General features: G+C 71.2%; 23 protein-coding genes. 15 read left to right on the top strand and 8 right to left on the bottom strand.

Going from position 1 to position 22,237, the window contains the following annotated elements; genetic code table 11:
* The first annotated feature begins 1 nt into the window (after position 1).
* The 5 genes from QHG49_RS07360 to QHG49_RS07340 are packed head-to-tail and all read left to right on the top strand — an operon-like array spanning position 2 to position 5,788.
* Positions 2 to 1,243, top strand: a complete 1,242-nt coding sequence (locus tag QHG49_RS07360) for an acetyl-CoA carboxylase biotin carboxylase subunit family protein (protein WP_145486390.1) — start codon at positions 2 to 4, stop codon at positions 1,241 to 1,243.
* Positions 1,240 to 2,748, top strand: coding sequence for a hypothetical protein (locus QHG49_RS07355; RefSeq protein ID WP_159706230.1), 1,509 nt, complete (start codon positions 1,240 to 1,242; stop codon positions 2,746 to 2,748). The genes QHG49_RS07360 and QHG49_RS07355 overlap by 4 nt, the downstream gene beginning before the upstream one ends.
* The gene (locus QHG49_RS07350; RefSeq protein WP_301487975.1) at positions 2,745 to 4,010 is read left to right on the top strand and encodes a methylaspartate mutase; all 1,266 of its coding nucleotides are present in this window, start codon (positions 2,745 to 2,747) and stop codon (positions 4,008 to 4,010) included. Before QHG49_RS07355 ends, QHG49_RS07350 begins: the two co-directional genes overlap by 4 nt.
* Positions 4,007 to 5,263, top strand: coding sequence for an ATP-grasp domain-containing protein (locus tag QHG49_RS07345; RefSeq protein WP_145486387.1), 1,257 nt, complete (start codon positions 4,007 to 4,009; stop codon positions 5,261 to 5,263). The genes QHG49_RS07350 and QHG49_RS07345 overlap by 4 nt, the downstream gene beginning before the upstream one ends.
* A gap of 24 nt (positions 5,264 to 5,287) precedes the next feature.
* Positions 5,288 to 5,788: a flavin reductase family protein gene (locus QHG49_RS07340; RefSeq protein ID WP_145486386.1), complete on the top strand. Its 501-nt coding sequence runs from the start codon at positions 5,288 to 5,290 to the stop codon at positions 5,786 to 5,788.
* Between the two features lie 57 nt (positions 5,789 to 5,845).
* Here the strand turns inward: QHG49_RS07340 and QHG49_RS07335 are convergent, their stop codons facing one another.
* Positions 5,846 to 6,439 carry a hypothetical protein gene (locus QHG49_RS07335; protein ID WP_145486385.1) on the bottom strand — a complete coding sequence of 198 codons (594 nt, stop codon included), beginning with the start codon at positions 6,437 to 6,439 and terminating at the stop codon, positions 5,846 to 5,848.
* Positions 6,440 to 6,788: 349 nt separating this feature from the next.
* Between QHG49_RS07335 and QHG49_RS07330 the strand changes: the two genes are divergently transcribed.
* From QHG49_RS07330 to QHG49_RS07305, 6 genes are read left to right on the top strand one after another with little or no spacing between them, the layout of a single operon-like run.
* Positions 6,789 to 8,351 (top strand): ATP-binding protein, encoded by a 1,563-nt coding sequence (locus QHG49_RS07330; protein WP_301487972.1) that lies wholly within the window; start codon positions 6,789 to 6,791, stop codon positions 8,349 to 8,351.
* Positions 8,348 to 8,770 carry a roadblock/LC7 domain-containing protein gene (locus tag QHG49_RS07325; RefSeq protein ID WP_145486383.1) on the top strand — a complete coding sequence of 141 codons (423 nt, stop codon included), beginning with the start codon at positions 8,348 to 8,350 and terminating at the stop codon, positions 8,768 to 8,770. The genes QHG49_RS07330 and QHG49_RS07325 overlap by 4 nt, the downstream gene beginning before the upstream one ends.
* Positions 8,767 to 9,126, top strand: coding sequence for a DUF742 domain-containing protein (locus tag QHG49_RS07320; protein ID WP_145486382.1), 360 nt, complete (start codon positions 8,767 to 8,769; stop codon positions 9,124 to 9,126). The genes QHG49_RS07325 and QHG49_RS07320 overlap by 4 nt, the downstream gene beginning before the upstream one ends.
* Positions 9,101 to 9,781, top strand: a complete 681-nt coding sequence (locus QHG49_RS07315; protein WP_145486381.1) for an ATP/GTP-binding protein — start codon at positions 9,101 to 9,103, stop codon at positions 9,779 to 9,781. The genes QHG49_RS07320 and QHG49_RS07315 overlap by 26 nt, the downstream gene beginning before the upstream one ends.
* Positions 9,778 to 11,052: a cytochrome P450 gene (locus QHG49_RS07310; RefSeq protein WP_159706236.1), complete on the top strand. Its 1,275-nt coding sequence runs from the start codon at positions 9,778 to 9,780 to the stop codon at positions 11,050 to 11,052. The genes QHG49_RS07315 and QHG49_RS07310 overlap by 4 nt, the downstream gene beginning before the upstream one ends.
* A complete protein-coding gene (locus QHG49_RS07305) occupies positions 11,049 to 12,284 on the top strand; it encodes a cytochrome P450 (protein ID WP_301487967.1) in 1,236 nt (411 codons plus the stop codon). Before QHG49_RS07310 ends, QHG49_RS07305 begins: the two co-directional genes overlap by 4 nt.
* On the opposite strand, the gene QHG49_RS07300 is transcribed toward QHG49_RS07305, so the two are convergent.
* The 5 genes from QHG49_RS07300 to QHG49_RS07280 form a co-directional block, all read right to left on the bottom strand.
* Positions 12,238 to 13,206 carry an ATP-binding cassette domain-containing protein gene (locus QHG49_RS07300; protein WP_159706240.1) on the bottom strand — a complete coding sequence of 323 codons (969 nt, stop codon included), beginning with the start codon at positions 13,204 to 13,206 and terminating at the stop codon, positions 12,238 to 12,240. The genes QHG49_RS07305 and QHG49_RS07300 overlap by 47 nt on opposite strands.
* Positions 13,203 to 13,412 (bottom strand): hypothetical protein, encoded by a 210-nt coding sequence (locus QHG49_RS34070; RefSeq protein ID WP_370530438.1) that lies wholly within the window; start codon positions 13,410 to 13,412, stop codon positions 13,203 to 13,205. Before QHG49_RS34070 ends, QHG49_RS07300 begins: the two co-directional genes overlap by 4 nt.
* 323 nt (positions 13,413 to 13,735) lie before the next feature.
* On the bottom strand, positions 13,736 to 14,764 hold the full coding sequence (locus tag QHG49_RS07290; protein WP_301487963.1) for a dihydrouridine synthase: 1,029 nt from the start codon (positions 14,762 to 14,764) through the stop codon (positions 13,736 to 13,738).
* A gap of 152 nt (positions 14,765 to 14,916) precedes the next feature.
* A complete protein-coding gene (locus QHG49_RS07285; protein ID WP_301487961.1) occupies positions 14,917 to 15,822 on the bottom strand; it encodes a hypothetical protein in 906 nt (301 codons plus the stop codon).
* Positions 15,823 to 15,892: 70 nt separating this feature from the next.
* A complete protein-coding gene (locus tag QHG49_RS07280) occupies positions 15,893 to 16,651 on the bottom strand; it encodes a GntR family transcriptional regulator (protein WP_301487958.1) in 759 nt (252 codons plus the stop codon).
* Positions 16,652 to 16,755: 104 nt separating this feature from the next.
* Between QHG49_RS07280 and QHG49_RS07275 the strand changes: the two genes are divergently transcribed.
* Both QHG49_RS07275 and dapF read left to right on the top strand, forming a co-directional pair.
* Complete coding sequence (locus QHG49_RS07275; RefSeq protein WP_186337694.1) at positions 16,756 to 17,022, top strand: hypothetical protein; 267 nt, start codon at positions 16,756 to 16,758, stop codon at positions 17,020 to 17,022.
* Complete coding sequence (gene dapF, locus QHG49_RS07270) at positions 17,019 to 17,876, top strand: diaminopimelate epimerase (protein ID WP_159706249.1); 858 nt, start codon at positions 17,019 to 17,021, stop codon at positions 17,874 to 17,876. The genes QHG49_RS07275 and dapF overlap by 4 nt, the downstream gene beginning before the upstream one ends.
* A gap of 203 nt (positions 17,877 to 18,079) precedes the next feature.
* Here the strand turns inward: dapF and QHG49_RS07265 are convergent, their stop codons facing one another.
* Together QHG49_RS07265 and QHG49_RS07260 are read right to left on the bottom strand one after the other, a co-directional pair.
* The gene (locus QHG49_RS07265) at positions 18,080 to 18,967 is read right to left on the bottom strand and encodes a helix-turn-helix transcriptional regulator (RefSeq protein ID WP_301487951.1); all 888 of its coding nucleotides are present in this window, start codon (positions 18,965 to 18,967) and stop codon (positions 18,080 to 18,082) included.
* A 73-nt stretch (positions 18,968 to 19,040) separates the two neighbouring features.
* Positions 19,041 to 19,292, bottom strand: a complete 252-nt coding sequence (locus QHG49_RS07260) for a hypothetical protein (protein ID WP_145486371.1) — start codon at positions 19,290 to 19,292, stop codon at positions 19,041 to 19,043.
* Between the two features lie 504 nt (positions 19,293 to 19,796).
* Here QHG49_RS07260 and QHG49_RS07255 point away from each other — a divergent pair.
* Positions 19,797 to 20,588 (top strand): AraC family transcriptional regulator, encoded by a 792-nt coding sequence (locus QHG49_RS07255; protein WP_301487949.1) that lies wholly within the window; start codon positions 19,797 to 19,799, stop codon positions 20,586 to 20,588.
* A 337-nt stretch (positions 20,589 to 20,925) separates the two neighbouring features.
* The gene (locus QHG49_RS07250) at positions 20,926 to 22,098 is read left to right on the top strand and encodes a 4-hydroxybenzoate 3-monooxygenase (RefSeq protein WP_301487947.1); all 1,173 of its coding nucleotides are present in this window, start codon (positions 20,926 to 20,928) and stop codon (positions 22,096 to 22,098) included.
* Positions 22,099 to 22,237: the final 139 nt, after the last annotated feature.

Here is a 22,237-nt window from a genome sequence, read left to right as displayed (position 1 = left end):
AATGCACATCGTCATCGTCAACCGCTGGCCGCGTTTCTCCGACGGCGTGCGCTGGGACAACGAGCTGACGCGCTACGAGGAGTTCATCGACCACGACGCCCACCGGGTCAGCTATGTGGTGGACCCGCTCGGCGCCGAGGGCGTGCTCGCCGACCCCGCGAAGATCGCCGCGCAGGTCCAGGTCGACGACGTCAACGACTTCGAGGCGCTGCGGGACGCGGTCGCCGAGATCACCCGCCGGGTCGGCCCGGTGGACCAGCTCGTCGCGCTGTCCGAGTTCACCCTGGAGATCGCCGCCCGGGTCCGCCGGGACCTCGGCATCCCCGGCCCGACCCCGGACGAGGTCGCGGTCTACCGCGACAAGGTGCGGATGAAGGAGATCCTCGCCCTCAAGGGCGTCCGGGTCCCGCGCTTCGGCAGCTGCGAAACCCCGGAAGCGGCCGTGGAGTTCGCGCGGAGCGCCGGCTACCCGGTGATCCTCAAGCCGGTCGACGGCGCCGCCAGCATCGGCGTGCACCGCGTCGAGGACGAGGGCCGGCTCACCGAGCTGCTGCCCACCCTCGACCTGTCCCGGTACGAGATCGAGGAGTTCGTCACCGGCCGCATCTTCCACATCGACGGCTACGCGGACGACCACGCGGAGGTCCCCTTCCAGGTCGTCTCCCGCTATGTGAACGACTGCCTGGCCTTCGGCCTCGGCGCCCCGCTCGGCTCCGTGGTGGTCCAGAACAGCGAACTGCGGGACCGTATCGAGGCGTTCAGCCGGGAGTGCGTCGCCGCCCTCGGCATCCGCACCACCCCCTTCCACCTGGAGGTCTTCGTCACGCCCGACGACGAGCTCGTGTTCCTGGAGATCGGCGGCCGGGTGGGCGGCAGCGAGGTGCCGCACCTGCTGAACAAGCTCTTCGGGGTCAACCTCTTCGAGGTCTGGCTGCGTGCCGTGGGCGGCGAGTCCACCGCGCGGATCACCACCAAGTCCGGCGATCCGTCCGGCGGCTGGCTGTGCGTGCCCAAGCCGGCCGACCTGCCCGCGCGGGTCACCAAGGCCGTCTCGCTGCGCGCGAGCGTGCCCTCGATCTGGCGGGAGCTGCTGCCCCCGGTCGGCGAGGTGCTCCAGCCCGGCGGCTCCTACGACGCCCTGCACAGCGGCCGCTTCATCCTCCTGGGCGACGACGAGTCCCGGGTGGAGGCCGACATCCACCGCATCATCGACACCTTCGAATTCGAGGCCACGCGCATATGAACCAGCACACGGGGGAGCCCGCGAACGAGCGGTACCCGACGCTGCACGCCCAGCTGACCGGCTTCCTCAGCGATGTGGAGCTCGACGGCGTCAAGGCGACCGGAGAACGGCTCGTGGAGGCCGCGGGCGGCATCGACGCGCTGCCCGACTACAAGGTCATGGTGGCCTACGGCGGCGGCAAGGACAGCACGTACGTCGTCGCGTTCGTGCGCGCGGTGCAGCTGCACCTCGCGCTGAACTTCGGCCGCACCTTCACGCTGCGCGTCGCCAACATGCGGCACGCGGGCGTGCCCCGGGCCGTCATGGAGAACATCGACCGCGTCTACCGGGCGCTCGGCCTGCTCGACGACGACCGGGCGGAACTGCTGACCATCGACCACACGCTGGTCCGCCCCTTCCACGTCGACCTGCCGCTGCCCGAGCGCCTGATCGACATGAACCGCGTCGACGTCCTGATGAACGGCCACCGCGCCGCGGGCGACGGCCGGCCGACCTTCTGCAACAGCTGCAACCTGGCCGTCGCCGACTTCTACGGCCGCGCCGCCTGGTTCGACGGCGGTGTCGACGTGGTGATGACCGGCGACTCCCGGCGCGAGCAACTCCTGTACTCCGCCTGGATCATGCGGCTCGCCAAGGCATCCGGCGTGGATGTGCAGGAGTGCCGCACGATGGGCTTCCGGGGCATCCTGCTGGCCCTGCGCGGCATCGGCGACACCTACTTCCGCGAGCTGTTCGGCGACGACAGCGAGAGCGAACTCGCCGAGCGCGAGGTGTCCACCGGCGACCGCTCGATGCAGCCGCAGTTCATCTCGGTCTACGACCTGGTGAGTTACCGGGTGCACGACCACTGGGACCTCATCGTGGACTTCCTCGGGTTCCAGTTCGACGAACTCGCCTTCAGCTTCAGCGAGTCCGACTGCGCCAACCCCGGCCTGATGGCCCATCTGCGCGCGCTGCGGGCCGAGTTCGTCCAGGGCCGGACGTACGACGAGGGCCTGGCCGAGTACCTGGAGCTGGCCGAGGAGCTGATGCACAAGAAGGAGATGCCGCAGAACCTCGTCGACCTCGCGCTCAGCCGCTACGACACCCCGGAGAAGCGGATCCACCGGCGGCAGCTCTCCGCCGAGTTCGCGCGGGAGGCGTTCGGACTGTCCGAGGAGGCGCTCGTGGCCATGGTGTTCTCGCCCTTCACCGACCGCGGCGCACGGCTGGCCGCCTTCCTCGAACGCTGCCACCCCGACAGGGCGGCCGCGGCGGACCGCATCCACGCCGTGCTCGGCGCGGCGGACGCCGGGACCGACGACGAGACCGCCGCCTGGCTCCAGGAGGTCTCCGGCCTCGGCCTCACCCACCTGCGCACCCTCTACACCAGCAGCCTGGTCGACTTCGGCACCCCGGGGACGATCATCTCCCGCGTCCGGGCCGGCGACCCGCACAAGTACCACGTGGCCACCATCGACCCGGCCAGCGGAGCCCCCGCCACCGAACTGATCTCAGGGCGGTGACCGGCTACCTCGACCGGTTCGTGGCCGGCCGCCGGGCCGACCGCACCCTGGTCGTGCAGCCCCGCATGGGCTTCGGCAGGATCGGCGCGATGGCGGCCGGGCTGCGCGAGGTGGCCGCCCTCGACTTCCCCGTGGTGGGCACGATCACCATCGACAGCTACACCCGGGTCGGCGACCACACCACCCCGCTGGAGCGGCTGGCCGCGGACGAGGAGCTGAACGGCTACCCGCTCGTCTCCCACCCCGCGGCCGCCACCCGGGACATGCTGACGGACCTGTACGGACCGGAGTTCCCCGTACAGGTCCGGCACGGCACGGCACGACCGCTGGCCGTGTTCCGCCGGCTGGTCGAGGTCGGCCTGGACGCCACCGAGGGCGGCCCCGTCTCGTACTGCCTGCCCTACAGCAGGCTCCCCCTCGCGGACGCGGTGCGCGCCTGGTCGGAGAGCTGCCTGATGCTGGCCGGGGAGACCGGGCACGGGCACATCGAGAGCTTCGGCGGCTGCCTGCTCGGCCAGCTCTGCCCGCCCTCGCTGCTGGTGGCGACGGCGGTGCTGGAGGGCTGCTTCTTCCACGCCCACGGGCTGCGCCACATGTCCTTCAGCTACGCCCAGGGCACCCTGGCCGCACAGGACCGCGGGGCCCTGCGGGCGCTGCGCACCCTCGCGTCCGAACTGCTGGGGGACACCACCTGGCACGTGGTCCTGTACACGTACATGGGCCTGTTCCCGCGCACCCCGGCGGGCGCCGGGGCCCTCATCGAGGACAGCGCGCGGCTCGCCCGGGACGCGGGCTGCGAGCGGCTGATCGTCAAGACGGTCTCCGAGGCGTGGCAGATCCCGAGCGTCTCGGAGAACCTGTCCGCGCTGCGGCTCGCCGCCGCCGCCGCGCGCGGACCGGCGGCCGCCCGCGGTGCCGAGGAGGACGCGTACTACGAGGAGACGCTCGCCGAGGCCCGGGCCATCGTGGAGGCGGTGCTGAACCTCGACGCGGACATCGGCACCGCGCTGACCGAGGCGTTCCGGCTCGGCCTGCTCGACATCCCCTACTGCCTCCACCCCGACAACAGGGCGGCGGCGACCTGCGTCATCGACGAACGCGGCGCGCTGGCCTGGGGGTCCACCGGAAACCTGCCCCTGAGCACCCCCACCCCCCGTACCGCCGGCCGGCTCTCCTCCGACGATCTGTACGGGATGCTCAACCACGTGGCGCAGCGCTACGACAGCGCGTCGTCCGAGCCCAGATTGGTTCCCCGCCCATGACTGTCCCGCACCAACCCCAGGACCGGCCCGCCCTGGTCCTGGTGGACGCGTTCTCCACGGGGGCGATGCTGGCCCGCGAGGCGGCCGGGACCCATCGCGTCCTGCATGTGCGCTCCCGCGACCTCGCGTCCGGCACCTTCGGCGCGAGCCTGCCGAGCGCACTGCTCGCCGAGGACCTCACCTACCCCGGCCACGAGGCCGAGGTGCTGGACCGCCTGAGGGCGCAGCGCCCCGTGGGCGTCGTCGCCGCCAGCGAGTTCGGCGTCGAGGCGGCGGACGAACTCGCCCACCGGCTCGGGCTGCGCGGCAACGACCCCGCGCTGTCCGCCGCCCGCCGCGACAAGTCCCTGATGATGGAGGCCCTTTCCCGGGCGGGCGTGCCCACGGCCCGGCAGTGCCGCTCCGGCGACCCCGCCGAACTGCTCGCCTGGTGGCGCCGCCACCCGGACATCGCGCGCCTCGTGATCAAGCCGCTGGACAGCGCGGGCTCCGACGACGTCTACACCTGCGACAGCGAGCAGGAGGTCCTGGACGCCTGCCGGGCCGTCCTCGGCAAGACCAACATCATGCTCCGGGTGAACGAGGAGGTGCTCGCCCAGGAGTACCTCGCCGGGGACGAGTACATCGTCAACACCGTGAGCCGCGACGGGAGTCACTGGTTCACCGACGCCTGGATCAGCCGCAAGCAGGTACGGGAGGGCGGCCGCCGGATCTACGAGGCGGAGGACCTGCTGACGCCGGACGACCCGGTGCTCGACGTCGTCCTGCCGTACATCGCACGCTCCCTGGACGCCCTCGGCATCACCGACGGGCCCGCGCACAGCGAGCTGATCCTCACCGCGCGGGGCCCGCTGCTCCTGGAGACCGGGGCGCGCGTCTCGGGGCTGGCCAACCCGGCCGCGCTCGACCTGTGCACCGGCGCCAACCAGGTGAGCCTCACCCTCGACTGCCACGCGGGCGACGGCGTCGCGCTCGCCGCCCGCCCGGCCCGCTACCCGGTGCTCCAGCGGGCGCGCTGCGTCAACCTCATGGCGCGTCGTGCCGTACCGCTGCCGCTCGCGGCCATCACGTCCGCGCTGGAGCGGATCCCGGCCTTCGAGAGCGTCCGGTTCCGGATCGCCGACGGCGCGGCCACCCGGCCGACCGTGGACCTCAACTCCTCGCCCGGCGCCGTGTTCCTGGTGCATCCCGACCCCACCGAGATCGACAACGCACACAAGGTGATCCGCGAGCTCGAGCACGAACTGCTCTGAATCCGAAAGCATGGTGAGATCCACATGTCCCTAGACAGCGAGCGGTTCCGCAAGATCTTCGGCTCCTTCCCGACGGCCGTCGCCATCGTCACGGCGCTGGACGAGCAGGGCAGGCCGCGCGGCTTCACCTGCAACGCCGTCTGCTCGGTCTCGGCCGCGACGCCGAGGCTGCTCGTCGGGGTCGGCAAGAGTTCCCAGACGTTCCCGGCGCTGGCCGCCTCCGGCGCGTTCGTGGTCAACTTCCTCGCCGAATCCGGTGAGCAGGCCTCCCGCACCTTCGCCGACAAGGGGCCGGACAAGTTCGCGGGCCTCGTCTGGGAGCCCTCCGCGCATGCCGGGGGCGCGCCGATCCTCACCGACATCGCGCTCGCCTACGCGGAGTGCCGCACCGTGCAGACCGTCGACGCCGGGGACCACTGGCTGCTGATCGCCGACGTCCACGGGGGAGACACGTACTCCCGGGAGCCGCTGCTGTACTGCCGCGGCTCGTACAGCACCTGGCCGGCCGCGGCGGCGAGTCACTGAAGCGCGGTGATGGTTCGCCAGGAGGCCCGGCCGTCCGCCGGGCCTCTTCCGCACAATTCAGATGCACAGCGCGCGTGCCTGGACCTTGCCGGCGAACTGCCTTGCGTACCAGCCCTTGCCGCCGGCGAGGGGCGCGCTGGCCGTCACCGCGTCCTGGGACTCGCCCCAGCCGTTCTTGTACCAGCTCTGCGCGTAGTAGCCGCCGCCGACCGCGTCGGTGCCCTCCGGGCAGTGCGCGTCCGAGTCGGCGTGCTCGCCGCTGGTCGGTCCCACGACGACGCGCGGTGCCTCGTCCTGCGGCACGCACACCGCGCGGGCCTGGACCCGGCCGGTCATCAGGCCCGCGAACCAGCCCTTGCCGTCCGACAGCGGGGCGTCGGCCTGGACGCCGTCGTAGGGCTCACCGCCGTTGGACTGGCTGAAGGCGGCCGTGTTGTAGCCGCCGTTGAGGACGCGCATGCCCTCCGGGCAGTGGGCCACCGACGGTTCGCCCGGCTCGCTCGCCGGGCCGACCACGGTCCGCGCCCGCGAGACGGGCGCCGCCGCGGCCGTCGCCTGGGCCGACGCGGTGCTCAGGCCCCCGACCGCGACGGCGCTCGCACCCACGAGACCCGCGGCGGCGACGACGGCGGCCAGACGGTGGTTCTTCACGCGTGACACGTTCCCTCCCGATTGCTCTGTGCGTCCTTGGTGTCGCGAACAGTGATTGTCATCGGGATGGGGAGCGGCCGCGTCCGTTGCACGGGTTCCGCCGCGTCAAACCCCTCTTGGGAGGGACGGCGGCGTCGGATGTCCGCTTCCGGAGTCCATTACGGATACGGTTCGGTCGATGAGCGGCTGTCAAATAGGCAAAAGGGCGCGGAAGTCGGGCAAATGCCAGGTGCAACCGGCGGCGAACAGTGTGTAGTTTGCCAACTGATTCAACGGACGCCCCTTGCCCCGACGCCCGTCCCTCCTGTCAGACGCCCAGACGCATCCGAGATCCGCGAGGTCCCCATCCATGATCGAGATACCGGAGCTGGCCTTCGGAGGCCTGGCCGCCGGGACGGTGTCGGCACTAGCTCTGGGCAGCGGCCTGTGGCGCTCCCGGCGTGAACGCGCCCGGCTGCGACAGGAGATGACCGGCCTGCGCCACCAGGCCGAGCAGTCCGCCCGCGCCGGCGCCGAGGAGGCCGAGCGCCTCCGCCAGGCGTTCGCCGCCGAGCTGGAGCACCTCGCCACCCGGCGCATGCCGGCCGAGGCGTCCCGCACCGCGCACCCGCACGTACCGGTGCCCGGCCCGGTCGGCCCCGAGGGTGCCGCGACCGAGCCGGTGCTGGCGGCCCTGCGCACCGCGGTCCTCCAGGAACGCAAGCGGGTCGACGCCGCCGCCCGCGCCGGTATGCGCGGCACCACCCGGGAGATCCAGGCGAGCCTCTACCGCCTCCAGGACATCCTCCACGGACTCCAGCAGCGCTACGACGAACCGGAGTTGGCCCAGGACCTCTACAGCCTGGACCACGAGAACGAGCAGTCGCTGCGCCGCGCCCAGGTCGCCGCCGTGGTCTGCGGGGCCTGGGTCGGCCTGGCCCGCGAGGAGTCGCACCTCGTCGACGCCGTCACCGGCGGACAGGCCCGGCTCTCCGGCTACCGGCGGGTCAAGCTCCACAACCACCTCGACCCCGGCACCGCGCTGGTCTCGCACGCCGTGGAGCCCGTCGCGATCATCGCCGCCGAACTCCTCGACAACGCGCTGCGGCACTCCTCCCCGGACACCTCGGTCGTGGTCAACCTCGAACACGTCCACAACGGCGTCACCGTGACCGTGGACGACGCGGGTGTCGGCATGGCGCCCGACGAACGGGCCGCCGCCCAGCGGGTGGTCGGGGGCACCGATCCGATCATGTTCTCCGACCTGGGCGACCCGCCCCGGATGGGCCTCGCCGCGATCGGCCAGCTGACCCGGCAGTTCGACCTCTCCGTCGACCTGTCCACACCGTCGCCCTACGGGGGCGTACGGGCGGTCCTGCTGGTCGACAGGCACCTGCTGAGCCACATCGACCCGGCGCTGCGCCCCGCCGCCGCCAGCACCTCGCCCTCCACCCGCACCGGGGAGGTGCCCCGGCCCGAACCGCTGGCCGAGCACGCGCGACACGCCAAGCACGTGCAGCACCCCGGGCAGGCGAAGCACGCCGAGCACGTGCAGCACCCCGGGCAGGTGAAGCACGCCGAGCACACCCACGCGCCCGCCCAGCCGGTGCCCGACTCCGCCCGGCAGGCGTCCGGTCTCGACCGCCCGGCACCCGGCCACGATCGACCGGTGTCCGGCTCCGAACGCCCGTCGCCCGGCGACGACCGGCCGACGCCCGGCCCGGACCGGCCCGCGCCCGCCGCCGACGACCTCCCGCGCCGGCGCCGCCGCCAGGTCTCGCCGGACCAGGCCGCGATGATCCGGCCGAGCGCGGCCGAGACCGCCGCCCCCGCCCGCTCGCCCGAGGAGACCGCAGCGGCCCTCGGCGCCCTGCAGTCGGCGACCGCCGCTGCCCGTGATGCAGCTCGATCCGAAGGGACCGCTCCCCGATGACCAACCGCGACACCGGTGACACTGCGTGGGTTCTCGACCCGATCCTCGAAGTCCCGCATGTGAAGGCCGCCGTCCTGCTCACCAGGGACGGCCTGATCTCCGGCTTCTCGGAGGGGCTCACCCAGGAGTCGGCCGAGCGGGTCGCCGCGATCACCTCCACCGTGCAGGGCGCCTGCCGTACCGCGGCCGCCGCGTTCGCCGACATGCCCGCCGCCCAGCTGCGGCAGGTCGTGATCGAGTCCGACCACGGCTACATCCTGGTCGCCCCGACCGACCACGGCACCTGTGTCGCCGCGTACGGCGACCCCGAGGTCCGGCTCGACCTGCTCGGCCACCGCGTGCACTCCCAGGTGGCGCGGCTCGGCGAGAAGGCGATGGCCGCGGCCCCCCGCGCGGCCGAGGGCGGCGCTTTGCTGTGAGGGGCCACCGGTCCGGCCGTCCGCTGGTGCCCGCCTACCTCTCCACCTCGGGGGTGGCCCGGCCCAGCCGTAACAGCCTGGAGCGCCTGTCGGTGCTCACCTCCACCGCCGGGCCGGTCTTCGGCGACCTGCCCGCGGCCCAGCACGCGCTGCTCCAGTCGCTGGAGGGCGGCTCCCTGACCGTGGTGGAGGCGGCGGCGCTGCTGCGGCTGCCCGTCTCCGCCATCCGGGTCCTCGCCGCCGCCCTGATCGACCAGGGGCTGGTGACGGCACGCCCGCCCGTCCCGCCCGCCGCCCAGCCCGACCACGACCTGCTGAAGAGAGTCGCCGATGGCCTCCGCGCCCTCAAGCTCTGAACCCGCCCCGGCCGAGCACCGGGTCGCCGACTCCGGTGTCCGGGCCGGGGAACTCCGGGCCGGGGAACTCCACCTTCCCGCCGCGGCACGGGAGTTGGTGAAGATCGTCGTCGTCGGCCCGTTCGGCGTCGGCAAGACCACCCTGATCGACTCGGTGTCCGAGATCCGCCCCCTGCACACCGAGGAGCACCTCACGCAGGCGTCCACCGCCGTCGACGACCTCGACGGGGTGCGGGACAAGAAGACCACCACCGTCGCCATCGACTTCGGCCGGATCACCCTCGGCGGGGAGACCGTCCTCTACCTGTTCGGCACCCCCGGGCAGGAGCGTTTCCGCGCGCTGTGGGCCGACATCGCCTACGGGGCGCTCGGCGCCCTCGTCCTCGTCGACAGCCGCCGCCTGGACGCCTCCTTCGACGTGCTCGGCCTGGTCGAGGAGTCGGGGCTGACGTACGCCGTCGCCGTCAACACCTTCCCGGACTCCCGCCATTACCCCGAGGAGCAGCTGCGGGAGTCCCTGGACCTGGCTCCGGACACCCCGCTGGTGGAGTGCGACGCCCGGGACCGCAACTCCTCCGTCGACGCGCTGCTCGCCCTCGTGGAGCACCTGATCGACCTCGACGCCCGCGCGGTGGCCGGGGAGGTGCGCTCATGACGCCGTACCCCGCCCCCGCGGAGTCCTTCGACCGCTCCACCCCGGTACGGCTGTGGGAGGACGGCTTCGCCGTCGACCCGCGCCGCTACTACGAGGCGCTGCGCGCCCAGGGCCCGGTCGGCTGGGCCGAACTCGCCCCGGGCGTACCGGCGTACGTGGTCACCGACCGCCGGGCCGCGCTCGACATGCTGCACGACGACGCGACCTGGTCCCGCGACCCGCGCCCCTGGCAGGCGACGGTCCCCGAGGACCTGCCGATCCTCGGCATGATGCGCTGGCGGCCCAACACCCTCTTCTCCGACGGCGCCGAGCACCTCCGCTACCGGACCGCCCTGCTCCAGGCCTTCGACCTGGTCGAGCCGCACGACCTGCGTGAACGGGTGCTGCGCGCCGTGCACATCCTGGTCTCCCGGTTCGGCCCGCGCGGCGAGGCGGACCTGGTGAACGACTTCGCCCGCCCGCTGATGACTCTGGTCTTCAACAGCATCTTCGGCTTCCCCGAGGGCGAGGCCGACCGCCTCAACGACGCGCTCGGCGCGATGATGGAGGGCGGCGAGGCGTCCGTCCAGGGCGAGGCCGAGTACGGCAGGTACGTCATGGACCTGATCGGCGCCAAGACGGCGAAGCGCGGCGACGACCTCACCAGCCGGCTGCTCGACCACCCGCTGGGCCTGACCACCGAGGAGGTCACCTGGCAGGTCTTCCTCACCCTCGGCGCGGGCCACGAGCCGTCCACCAACCTGGTGAGCAACGCGCTCTCCCGCATCCTCGGCAACCCGGCGTACTACTCCACCCTCACCAGCGGCTCCCGCACCGTGCGCGACGCGGTCCTGGAGGTGCTCCGCCACGAGACCCCGCTCACCAACTACGGGGTGCTCTACGCCCGCAAGTCGCTCAGCTTCCACGGCGCGTGGGTGCGGGCCGCGGTGCCCGTCGTCGTGTCGTACGGGGCGCTCGCGCTGTTCGCGGACGAGGGTCAGGGCGCGACGCGCCATCCCCGGGACGCCTCCCACCTCTCCTTCGGCGCGGGCCCGCACACCTGCCCGGTCAAGCACGAGGGGCTGCTGATCGCCACGGAGGCCATCGAGCGGCTCACCCAGTGGCTGCCCGACATGGAGCCCACCGTGCCGCGCGACCGGCTCACCTGGCGCCCGGGCCCCTTCCACCGCTCCCTCGTCTCGCTGCCGGTCCGGTTCACCCCCTGCGCCCCCGACCGTCCCACCGGCCCGACGGCCCCTTCCGCGCTCTCCCAGACTGGAGCCCGAGCATGACCACGACGCCCGTCCGTGTGCCCATCGACCCGTTCGGGTCCGACATCGTCGCGGAGAGCGCGCGGCTGCGCGCCCTGGGACCGGTCGTCCCCGTGGAGCTGCCCGGCGGGATCCCGGCCTGGGCGCCCACCGGGTACGACACCCTGCGCACCCTGATCCTCGACCCGCAGGTCAGCAAGGACCCCCGTAGACACTGGCGGTTGTGGCCCGAGGTCGGCGAACACCCGGAGTGGGGCTGGGTGCTGGGCTGGATCGGCGTGGTCAACATGCTCTCCACCTACGGCGCCGACCACACCCGGCTGCGCCGCCTGGTCGCGCCCAGCTTCACCGCCCGGCGCACCGAGGCGCTGCGCGGCCGGGTCGACGCCGTCGCCGCCGAACTCCTCGACAAGATGGCGGAGTCGGGGGCGTCCGGCGCCGTCGTCGACCTCAAGGAGGCGTTCGCGCAGCCGCTGCCGATGCTGATCATCTGCGAGCTGTTCGGCGTGCCCGACCACCTCCGGCCGAGCGTCGCCGAACTGATCGCGGCGATCATGGACACCAGCGACCCGAGCCCCGAGCACGCGGCCTTCGTGCAGCAGCGGATCGGCACGGTGATCCCCGCGCAGATCGCCTACCGCGCCGAGAACCCGGGCGACGACCTCACCTCCGAGCTGATCCGGGTCCGCGACGAGGAGGGCGACCGGCTCAGCGCAGAGGAACTGCTGTTCACCCTCCTGCTGGTGATCGGCGCCGGATTCGAGACCACGGTGAACCTGATCGCCAACGCCGTGGTCGAGCTGCTGACCCACCCCGAGCAGCTCGCCGCGGTCCGCTCCGGGGAGCTGGGCTGGGACCAGGTCATCGACGAGGTGCTGCGGGTACGGCCCTCCATCGCCTCCCTGCCGCTGCGGTTCGCGGTCCGCGACATCACCGTGGACGGTGTCACCATCCCCGCGGGCGACGCGATCCTCACCACCTACGGCGCGGCCGGCACGGACCCGGCGCACTACGGGGAGACCGCCGAGGCGTTCGACGCCGCGCGCGCCGCCGACGACCACCTCTCCTTCGGCATCGGCGTGCACCGCTGCATCGGCGCCCCGCTGGCCCGGATGGAGGCCCGCACCGCCCTGTCCGCCCTCTTCGACCGCTTCCCCGGCCTGGCCCCCGCCTTCACGGCCGGCGAGCTGCGGCAGGTCCCGTCCTTCATCGCCTACGGCTGGCAGACGGTTCCGGTACGGCTGGACGGCTGACGAACGCCCGACCGCATGCCGGGGCCAGCCGGCCCGCCACGGAGGGGGAGCGCAGATAGGAGACCACCAGCTCCTCCAGGCTGGGGAGTTCGGCGTCGGCCGCCCGTGTCCGCGTCGGCTCGTCCACGCGTACGAGCGTGAGGTGGCGTGGCTCGGCGTCCACCGGGTCCACGGGATGCACCCGCCACGGCGCCAGACCCGCATGGCACTCCAGCAGGCCGAGCCGGTCGAGGAGCCGGTGCGCGGCGAGCAGCTCGGACAGCTCGCCGGCCGGCCGGATCCGGCCGCCGTCGATCAGCAGCAGATGGTCGATGGCCTCTTCTAGGTCCCCCAGCACATGGGAGGAGAGCAGGACTGTGCCGCCGTCCTCCGCGACATCCCCGAGCAGCAGAGCGAGGGCGGCCCGGCGCACCAGCGGGTCGAGATCGCTCAGCGGTTCGTCGAGCGGCAGCATCCCGGGCCGCTTGCCGCGCGCGGGGGCGAGCGCCAGCAGGGAGCACTGACCGCCCGAGAGCGATCCGATCCTGCTGTCGTGGGATATTCGCCCCAACTCCAGGACTTCCTGGGCACGTTCGCGGTCCCAGCGGGGGTTGAGATCGCGGCCCATGGCCAGCAGCTCGGCGGCCCGCAGCCGCGGGTACAGGGGGCGGTGCTGGTCGACGAAGGCGACCTCGGCGAGCAACGCGTCGGCGCCGGCGGGCTGTCCGAGCACGGTGAGCCGGCCCGAGTCCGGACGGACGAGCCCGGCGGCGGCCGACAGCAGCGGGATCTTGCCCGCGCCGTTCGGACCGACGATGCCGCACACCGCGCCGCGCGGCACGCGGAAGGTGCAGTCGGCGAGCAGCTCCCGGCGCCGCGCGCCTCGTCCGGCGCGCAGCCCGACCCCTTCCGCCTGGACGGCCGTCGGGGCGTGCGTCGTCACCGCGTCCGCCCCTCGGGCGCCCGCTCCGCGAAGCACGCGTTGCCGACGGAGACGACCAGGGCCATGACGTCCTCCCGCTCCAGGCCGTGCTCCCTGGCGCGGGCCATCCACTGCTCCAGCTCATGCCGCAACCCGGAGCCGTCGACCCGGTCGGCACTGCCGAGCGTGCCCACCTCGAACGTGCCCAGCCCCGTCCTGGACTCCACCAGGCCTCGCCACCACAACTCCTGACATACCCTCAGCTGGGTATTGCCGTTGACCACGGCGCTCTCCACCGCCTCACGGGCGGGGGGCAACTTGTCCCCGGGCTTCAGGATGCCAGCCGCAGGGCCTGTTCGGTCTGCTCGATGATCTGCTGATAGGCGGGGGTGCCGCTGGATCTGCGTGGCTGGTACTTCATCAGGTAACCCTTTCCCTAGTTGATCAGGGCAAGTAGTCACTGCCTGAGACGGTGTCAAACCGTCGCGCGCGGGGGCTCCGGGATCGACGAAGCCCCACCGGAGCACTCCGGTGGGGCTTGGGTTTCGGATCAGGCGGCCGTCGGTAGTCCCGCCGGTGCCGGGGTGAGCGCTTGCTGATGGCGGCGGGCGACGGTGGTCGTGCCGAGCAGGAGTCCGTCGGGGCTGAAGTGCGGGGGCGGAAGATGGTTTTCGAGGGCTGGGAGGTAGTTCCACCGTGTCGAGGGGTGGGCGGAGTGCGCGTAGTGGTGGAGGTCGCCGTAAGGGAGCCAGGTGAGGGCGGCGAGGGCGGTGAAAATTCGGCTGCGCGGGTAGAGACGCAGACAGCGCCCCGCTTCGATCTGAGCGGGGGTGCCGATGCGTCGCTCGGGATCGAACCAGGTGTGCTCAACCAGCAGAGACATCCAGGCGAGCTGTGGATAGAGCAGCAGTCGCGGCAGCATGACCCCGCACACCAGAGCGGTCCACCCGCCGGCCAGGTACGCGGCTGCGGCGACGGCGGTCGGAGCGCAGACACGGTGCCAGGCGCCAGGCCCCCGGAGGTGCGCGGCGAGGCCGGCGGTGGTGATACGGATGCCTCGCGGTGTGAACGGATGGATCAGAGCGGCCGCATACCGGAGGCCGGAGATGCCGGGGCGCAGGCCCGCCCGGCGGAGTTCGGCGAGATTGGGGTCGCCGGCCAGGGTGGCGTTGGGGTGGTGGTCGCGGACGTGCCGACTGCGGCGCGCCAGGAGAGGGCCGAGCGCGAGGGGGTGATGAACGAATGCCTCGCCGAGCAGGTGGTTGGCGCGGTTGCTGCGGGCCAGGACGCCGTGGACGGCGAAATGGCTGATCTCCTGTAGATGCCGGAAGTGGACCGCGATCGCGGCCGCCGCCGCAGCGGCGAGGAGCGAGCCGTGCGCGGCGAGCATCCACCATCCCGTGATCTGCGCCCACTGCCCGGTCAGCAGCAGGGACGGTGTGAGGTCGTTGGCACGCAGGCGTTGGAGGGCCATGAGCTCCCGAACCCCGGCGGAACGGGGCCGCTGACGCGCGAAGTGCAGTCGGTCGATCTGGCGCAGGGCGACGCCGACGACGATAAGCGCTAAGGCGATCGACATGATGTTCCTGGTACGGACGAGCGGAGACGGGTAGATCACCCGCGAGGTCGTCACGCACAGTACATCTAGTGGACTAGTTTGGTGAATGGGCAAGGGAAACGGCCTCCGCCCCAAGAGGGCGGAGGCCGCGCGTGGCAGACGATCGATTTGCTCTACAAGGCGTCGACGGTCGCGCTGACCCGCTGCTCGTCCCAGGCGCCGGCGTCGAACACGGAGCGCACGACGGTTTCATAGGTCCGCAGGGCACGCGGTGCGGAATCGGCGCCGTTGCCCCAGACGCCTTCGAAACGGAGACGCCAGCGATCGACCCCCTTGAAGTACACCGAACTGCGGCCGCGGGTGTAGTCGGCGTCTCCCTGTTCCTCCTCGACCAGTACAGCGGCGGCGGCGAAGACGACATAGTCGACGGCTTCGTCGGCGCGCAGCCGGTCGCGTACGGCGAGGCCGCAGATGACGCCGATGTCGCGGTGCCGGCCGATGAGTTCCAGCAGGGCCCGGGCGAACTCTTCCTTGAGCAGGTCGTCGCGGTAGACGATGAAGAGACGGTTGATGGTGCCGTGGCCCTCGAGGAAGCGGCGGTTGGCGGCGAGGTATTCGCGGCGCTGGTTGAGCAGTTGGGGGTTGGTGGTCAGGTCCGCGGCGAGGAGGCGTGGGGGATCGGAGGCCGCGTCGGTGAGAGTGTCGATCAGCAGTGCCGACAGGCGGGGGACCTCGGAGGCGTAGACGCGGAGGTGGCCGTCGGCGATCTCGCCGTAGTCGGAGACGAGTTCACGTTCGAGATGGGCGCGGACGAGGTCGTAATACCGGACGTCGTCAATGGACTTGAGGTTGTTGGTTCTGCGCAGGCGGATGTAGGCCCTGTGTGTCCACAGGTGGCCGATGGCCAGGATCACGATGAGGGCGCCCTGGAACACAACGAGCGCTTTGAGGTCGACGCGCTCGGCGGCCCAGCCGATCACCGGCGTGACCAGCCCGGCGATGCCGATCACCGCGCCCAGTACGGGTGAGCCGAGCGCATCGGTGACCCGAGCCAACGGGTCGCGCTGCTGCTCCGGCATGAAGTCTTCCCCCTTCGACGGCCGGAAGGCCGGACAAGAGCATTCCCGGCAGACATGTGGCCAGGTGCTGTCAGATGAGTGGCGAGGGCAGGGTGATGTCGTACTCGATGTTCCAGCGACTTGCCGGGACGAGGAAGTCCGCGGTCTCCACCGCGCGGCCGTCCGCGGCGAAGTGTGTACGCTCGATCAGCGTGGCCTGTGCCCCGGCCGCGATGCCCAGCAGATGTGCCTGGTCGCGGTCGGCCTGGACGGGTCGGGGCCGCTCGACGGCCCGTGCGACGACGATTCCCAGGTGTGCCATACGGGCGATCACTCCGGCGCCGGCCAGTGGGCCGCCCTCGGGCAGGACGACCACGGTGCCGCCGGTGATCGCCATGGGCTCCCAGCTGGTCGCCAGCATCACCGGCTGCCGGTCGGCGAGGAACTCGTAGAAGGTGCGTACGCAAGGATCGCCGGTTCGGATGTTCAGCCGGTCGGCGATGTCCGAGGGCGCGGGGACCTTGGCGGTGGAATCCGCCTCCCAAGTGCCGGTGAACCCCGACGGGGCGACACCCGTCTGATCCGATACGGCCGGGATGCGACGGAGAATGTGCCGCGCAACAGGTGCCCGGACGTAGGTACCGGAGCCCGCACGGCCCTCCAGAAGGCCTTCGGCGATCAGCAATTCCTGCGCGCGGCGGATGACGTTCTCCCCGACCCCGAATTCGGCACCGAGTTTGCCTCGGGAAGGAAGCCGGTCGCCCGGATCCCAGGAGGAGTTGGCGATACGCAGCCGAAGGCCCTCCGCAACCCGCAAGTAAGGCGCGCCTGCTGAGTTGGAGTCAGCCATCGATCTCCTCGGGCACGTTGCCGACCGGTACGTGTTGACAATCTAGTTCACGAGCTGAAATCTAGTTAACTAGAAGTACTCTTTGTGATCACAGGTCGATTCGATTGCGAGCCACTGTGGACCACCCCTGCCCAAAGGCCGCGATCGACGACGCCATCGCCCGGCTCACCGCCCTCACCGGCACCGAGCCCCGGCTCGTCCGCGAACCAGGTGCCGTCCGTATCGAGACCGACGTCACCGAGGACTTGCTCGAACGGTGGGACCAGCTCCTCGCCGTCCTGGAGCTGGGCACCGCTTTCGGGCTCACCGATACCGCTACTGGCCAAATCGCCTGGCTGAGCTTCACGGCAGGAGGAGGCAAGCCGTCATGACCGCCACTGCCGTCGGCCCAACCACGTATCCCTTCGTCAAGGGACACGGCGCCGGCAACGACTTCATCGTGCTGCCCGACCCCGGGGGCCGATTTCCGCTGTCCGCCACCGAGGTTGCGAGGCTGTGCGACCGCCGCTCCGGCATCGGCGCCGACGGCCTCCTGCGCGCCGTCCGCTGCGACGCCACGCTCGAAGCCGATGGCATGGCCGCGGACGCCGAGTGGTTCATGGACTACCGCAACGCCGACGGCTCCCCCGGGCAGATGTGCGGCAACGGCATCCGGGTCCTGGCCCGTTACCTCGTCCATGCCGGACACTGCCCGCCCGGGGCTCTCACGCTCGCCACCCGAGCGGGCCCACGTACCGTCCATGTCCCGCACGGCAGCGCCGGTCTCGACGGGCCTGTCACCGTCGACATGGGCAGGCCCCATCTGTCAGGCCTCGCGGACATCGTCGTCACCGCGGGGGCCGACGCCTGGCCCGCCCTCCATGTCGACATGGGAAATCCGCATGCCGTCGTCTTCGTCGACGACCTCGCCGATCCAGGTGATCTTGTTTCGCCGCCCGTCGTCACCCCGGCGGACGCGTACCCGGAGGGTGTCACCGTCGAATTCGTGGTCCGCCGTGCACCGTTCGACCTCGCCCTACGCGTTCATGAACGGGGCGTCGGGGAAACCCGCGCATGCGGTACCGGCGCCTGCGCCGCTGTGGCTGCCCTGCCCGCTGGCCCTGCGCCCGGCGACCACACGGTTGACATGCCCGGTGGCCGGCTCCGCGTATCCGTTCTTGCCGACGGCTCCATGCGGCTGACGGGCCCTGCGGTCATCGTCGCTCAGGGCACTGTGTCCCTGTAGGGGGTCACCGCCGGCCCGTCATCGGCGGTGAAGGCGCCGGTCATGGCCAGACCCACGGTGCACACGGCCGCAAGGGCCACGGCGGCGAGGACGGTGACGATGGGGCGTTCTCTGCTGTAGAACCGTTCGGGCTTGTCCGAGGCGGGGAGCCGGGCGGTGCGTCGGCTGGACCATCGAAGGTACAACCTTGTCCCTCCGTTCGGTTATTCGCTGGTCGGGTCCGCCCTTACCGAGGGATTCGGAGAGCGGGCGTAGGTGTTGATCGCGGCGGCGATAAGAGTGAGAGCCGGCCCGCCGCTGTGGGCGAGCTGGCTGAGCCGCGTGAAATCGTGCAGGTAGCGCTTGACCTCACCGGCCTGTTTGACGGTCAGGAATGCCGACACCAGCTCGACGTTGACCTGGCGGTCATCGAACACCCAGAAGTCCTCCACCGGCGGCATCAGACTGCGATCGGCGCTCAGGGGGATGATGCCGAGGCTGACGGAGGCCAGCACGCTTACTTCCAGTAGCCTGCTGAGCTGCTCGATCATGACCTCTTGCGGTCCCATCCGCCGGTAGAGCACGGACTCCTCCAGGACCACATCGAACTGCTTACCCCTCTCGGTCAGCACTTTCTGCTTGTCCATGCGGGTGACGACCGCGGCTTCCACGTCGTCGGGAAGGCCGCGGCGCTCCCGGATGCCGGCCAGGACCGCTTTGGTGTAGGCGCGCGTCTGGAGCGGACCGGGGATCAGGTTCTGGGCGTACGCCCTGAATCTGCGTGTCTGGTCCCACAGGGGAAGAACTCTTTCCTGAGCGCGCTTGAGTCCTGCCTTCTCCATGGCCCGCCACTCGACGTACATGCCGTCGATACCCCGGGCGATGCCGATGAGTTCCGCCGCGGCGGAACCATCTCCGCAGGCCCGTGACCAGACCTCGATGTCCTTCGGCGACGCGGCCTTGTGACCGTTCTCGATACGGCTGCACTTGGATTCGTGCCAGCCGCACCGGCGCGCCAGCTCACGGGCCGTCAGGCCGTGTTGCTGCCGTAGGGCGCGTAGCTGCTGCCCCAGGGCGAGTCGGGCTTCCCGGATGCTCGAAGAGGTAGGCATGCGCACAGTGTGCAGCCTTCCGGCTCACGGCATCTAACGGCGTGAATGCCCAACTGGCCCGGGACCCCCGTGGTCAATCGGCTATGTTCTCCGTCTTCTTTGCGGTTTTGTGCGGCATGGCTTCATGTCTCGGGAAGAGGGACAGCAGTCGGGCAGGGAACTCGACGACGGTCTCGTGGTCGGGCACAAGGATGGACGACAGACGGGCGGGGTCGTTCACCTTCCACGACTGCAGCAGGTAGCTGTCCGTCTCATCGTCGTAATAGAGAGTTGGGCTGCCATTGTTCGGGCTCTCCGGGTCCTTGCACAGCAAGTGCAGTGCCACAGATACCTCCATGTGGCCAGGGGCGTCTTGACCCTTCGAGGGTGAACGATTGCGCACCGTGACGCCGGATACTTGCGGGGACTTGCGATGGGTGCTCACCAGATGTCAGAGGGTTTGCGGATACTTGCTCTGCTCCGCTCGTAGGCGAGTCGAGGAGTCAGCTTCAGCCGCATGATCGAACCGTAGATGTGGACTCCGGTCTGACGTGACGATCAAGGGGGAGCGCACAGGGACGGCGGTCGATACACCGTGTCCGGTCGACCACGCAGTGAGCGGAATCCGCGTTCAGACGCTTGCCCAAGGCCAGGACGGCATTCCGAGCCGCTTCCGCATCTTGCTCGCCGCCCGGTCGGTGGACCGGGCGGAAGGCCACCGTACCCATCTGTCACTCCCGTGTCGGCTGTTTGTCCTGGTACGAGACGAATCCGGCGTGGGTGAGGGCCAGCCCGGCCGGATATGCCGTCGGAGCCGAGCGGATGCGACTGACCGGTAGACTGGGGCGTGATGCCGAAAAGCCGCCACGCCCCACCGGAGCCCGGGGAGCCGCAGGACGTGCCCAGTGGAGCCGGGTGGATGCCGCACGGCTACTCCCTGGACCCCCACACCCACACGGCGGGCCAGCTCGTCTACGCGGCCGCCGGAACGCTGGCCACCACGACGGAGCGCGGCACCTGGGTGGCCCCGGCCAACCGCGTGACGTGGACACCGCCCGGCTTCACCCACTCCCACCGCTTCTACGGCCGTACCGACGCGCGCCTGCTGACCGTTCCGGTCGAGCTGTGCGGCGAACTCCTCGGCCGTCCCAGCGTGTTCGCGGTCAGCCCGCTGCTGCGCGAGGCCGTCCTGACTCTGACCGCCGGCCGGCCCGAGACGCGCCCCGGCGCCCACCGGCGGCTGCTCGCCGTGGTCGTCGACGAGTTGTCCGAGACCCCCGAGCAGTCACTGCACCTGCCGGTGGCGGCCGACGACCGGCTCCGCACCGTCACCGACCTCCTGCACGCCGACCCCGCGCGGCCCGCGACCCTGGCCGAACTCGGACGCGCCGCCGGAGCCGGCGAGCGCACCCTGAGCCGGCTGTTCCACAGCGAGTTCGGCATGAGCTTCCACCGGTGGCGCACCATCCTGCGCATCCACCACGCTCTGGCCCACCTGACGGACGGCATGTCGGTCACCGACACCGCGATGGTGTGCGGCTGGTCGAACCCGTCCAGCTTCATCGACGCCTTCAACGACGTCGTCGGCCAGACCCCGGGCAGCTACCAGGCGGACCTGCGCAACAGCCCCGCGGCGATCTAGCGGCCGGCCCCCGAAGGGCCACCGCCCCCCGAAGGGCCACCGCCCCCCGAAGAGCCACCGCCCCTTCCCGAAGAGCCACTGCCCCTTCCCGGAGAGCCACCGCCCCTTCCCGAAGAGCCACTGCCCCTTCCCGGAGAGCTTCGCCCCCGGAGAGCCCGCCCCCAAGCGCCCCCGGACTCGCCGTTGTGGCGGGTTTTCGGTACCGGGTGTCCATTCACCGGTGGCCGGCGGGTGCGGCCGGGTTCCACAGTGGTGTCGACGCCGCGCCACTCGGGCGGCAGGGCCGTCCATGTTCCGCCGTGCGCGGCCCCGTTCTCTGTGAGGAGCTCGAAGAACCATGACCGGAACCGGCAAGGACACGACCGTCGTGATCGTAGGGGGCGGAGTCGCCGGACTCGCGCTCGGCAATTTCCTCCTGCGCGAGAAGATCAGGTGTGTCGTCCTCGAAAAGCACGACCGTGCCTACGTGGAGCAGCGGCAGCGGGCCGGCTCCCTCGATGCCGGCGGCGTGCGCCTGCTGGACGAGTGGGGGCTGGGCGCGGCCGTGGAGGGCTACAGCCATGGCGACCTCGACTCGGGTCTGCCGCTGCTGATAGACGGGGAGAGGCGCCTGTGGAAGAGGGGCGACGACGAGGAGGACGAGGTCGACGGGGCGTTCTGCCCGCAGCAGATCCTCGTCCGCAACCTGATCAGGGTCTTCCTGCGCGACGGCGGTGATCTGCGCTTCGGGGCCCAGGACGTGTCGCTGCACGGCATCGACTCCGACGAGCCGCTGGTCCGCTACCGGGACGCCGACGGCGCGACGCGGACGGTCACCTGCGACTTCGTCGCCGGCGCCGACGGCTACCGCGGTGTCAGCAGGACGGCGATCCCCGAGGACGTCCTCACCTGCTCCGCCCACGAGTTCGGCTACGCCTGGCTGACCGTGATGGCGCAGGCGCCGGCGGACCCGCCGGCCGTGCTGGCCGTGCACTCGCGCGGTTTCGCCGCGCAGATCACACGCGGTCCGAAGGCGAGCCGTCTCTATCTGCAGTGCCCGCTCACCGACACCGTCGAGCAGTGGCCCGACGACCGTGTCTGGAGCGAGTTGGAGGCGCGTTTCGGCGAGCCCGTCAAGGTCGGGGGCCCGATCACGAGCAAGCAGGTGGTGCCGCTGCGCGGAGTGGTCTTCAGCCCCATGAGCCACGGCCGGCTCCATCTGCTCGGGGATGCGGCCCATCTCATCTCGCCGATGAGCGCGCAGGGCATGAGTCTCGCCCTCCACGACGCCGATGTCCTCGCCCGCGCGATCGTCCGGCAGGTCACGGAGAACGACGCGAGCCTGCTCGACGGCTACTCCGACGCCTGTCTGGACCACACCTGGGAACGCCAGGCATCCGCGGTCTGGATGACCCAGACCATGCACGACGCCGGTGACCCCGCCTACGAGGGCGAATTCCGCAGGCAGATCGCCCGGAAGAACCTGGAGACCATGCTGGAGCCGCCGACACCGCCGCACCCGGCCTCGTAAGACGTCGTTCCCCCCCCGGTGGCCGGGCGCGTCGGGCGTGCAGGGGGACAAGGGTTACGACCACGACCACCCGCGGAAGTGGCCGCGCTCCCGCGGTGTCCTTCCGAGCGTCGCGCGCCCCGGGGTGGAGAGTTCGGCC

The sequence above is a fragment of the Streptomyces sp. WP-1 genome (assembly GCF_030450125.1).
Taxonomy (GTDB): Bacteria; Actinomycetota; Actinomycetes; order Streptomycetales; family Streptomycetaceae; genus Streptomyces; species Streptomyces incarnatus.
Note: the sequence above shows the minus strand (reverse complement) of the source record. Positions and strands in the feature narration are given on the sequence as shown.